A 1522-nucleotide genomic window follows, 5' to 3' on the forward strand; every position below is an offset into this window, starting at 1 on the left:
AGTTCCATGGTAAATGATACAATACCATACGAAACGGTAAGAAAAGTACTGGGCCATAGTTCAAATAATGCCATTAAGCATTATGCAAGAATCGATATCGAGAAATTACGACAGTACAGCTTAAACCCTCCTGAACCAACAGGCGGATTTCAAGACTTCCTTAACGGGAGGTGTAAGCAAGATGCCTAAAGCATATAACTCAGTTTTCCATGAAGAAATCGAAATACATATGGAGCTGCGCAAAGAGGAATTAGGTAATGAAGCATATCGACACTACAAACGAACAGTAAAACTTTTCGATGATTATCTCTATCAGATTGGCCTTAAAAAGAAAGAAATTTCAGAATTCATTGTTGAGGAATGGATTAAAGAAGTTAGCAAAGGTATTTCTATAAATACCGTGAGCCAGCATGTACATTATATACGGCAATTGTTGTTATACCTGGTAAATTGTGGATATCGGTGTTTTATTCCTAAAACTGTTATTACAAGAGATACATATATTCCGTATCTTTATTCAGACAAAGAATTAGAAAACATATTTATATTGGCGGATTCCCTAAAAGCTCCGCATGTAGTCAAAAATGTATATATTGAAAATGAAATGCCCATGCTCTTGCGATTGCTACTATGCTGTGGCTTGCGAGTAGGTGAAGCGTTAAATATTAAAGTGGGTGATATAGATTTTCAAAGAAATCTTATTATTCTTCGAGTGACTAAAAAATATAAGCAACGTTTGGTTCCGTACAATGAAAAACTTGCTGATATCATATACCGATATTGCGGAGCCATGGGAATTCTAACGGATTCGAGAGCTTATCTGTTTCCGACCATAGATAAAGATATTCCTCTCACATCAAATACGGTTAGGAATTATTTTAAAGAAATACTTATGTCTGCAGGGATTCGGAATGATAGGCTGAAAAAGTATGAGAGAGGAGCTTGCCTGCATTGTTTTAGACACACATTTGCGGTCAGATCCTTTGATAAAAATGAGCGTAACGGCATTCAAGCATGTGATTCAATACCATTTTTGTCAACATATTTAGGACATGACAGCCTTTATGAGACAGAAAAATATCTAAAATACAGTGCCGATTATTTTGCAGATACCATCATAAGGTTTGAGGCATTTGCCGGAGATTTGTTTCCGGAGGTGACTTTTGATGAGTAAACGAAAAATTAGTTTTATGACACTGTTGGAAGATTACTTTGAAACATATCTGCCATATAGCAGGGGATTAAGTCCAAATACAATCAATTCATACAAACAAAGTTTCCTGTTACTGTTACACTTTATGTTGGAAGAGAAGGAAACGAAAGCGGATGATATCCGATTTTCTGATCTAACTTATGATACACTACTAGATTTCTTCAATTGGTTGGAAACAGAAAGATCATGTAAGCCAGTCACCAGAAACCAAAGATTATCTGCACTTTCTGCATTTTCGGAGTATGCACAGAATAGGGATTTTGATGCTGCATCAGTTTTTAGAAGTGCCATTATTCGGATTCCTGTGAA

2 protein-coding genes and 1 pseudogene are annotated in these 1522 nt (G+C 35.9%); all 3 read left to right on the top strand.

The window, feature by feature from the left end:
* Window positions 1–189, top strand: a pseudogene (locus ACTNBF_RS16410) (tyrosine-type recombinase/integrase); the annotation flags it as partial.
* Complete coding sequence (locus tag ACTNBF_RS16415; protein WP_441031085.1) at window positions 182–1174, top strand: tyrosine-type recombinase/integrase; 993 nt, start codon at window positions 182–184, stop codon at window positions 1172–1174. The pseudogene ACTNBF_RS16410 and the gene ACTNBF_RS16415, both read left to right, overlap by 8 nt.
* The coding region (locus ACTNBF_RS16420) for a phage integrase SAM-like domain-containing protein (RefSeq protein WP_441089698.1) at window positions 1167–1522 on the top strand (356 nt) is incomplete at its 3' end. The genes ACTNBF_RS16415 and ACTNBF_RS16420, both read left to right, overlap by 8 nt.

It is taken from the genome of Bariatricus sp. HCP28S3_A4 (genome assembly GCF_052066395.1).
Taxonomy (GTDB): domain Bacteria; phylum Bacillota; class Clostridia; order Lachnospirales; family Lachnospiraceae; genus Allocoprococcus.

Coding starts and splice junctions, on each gene's coding strand:
- ACTNBF_RS16415 (WP_441031085.1), top strand. CDS start 182: ATGCCTAAAGCATATAACTCAGTTTTCCATGAAGAAATCGAAATACAT.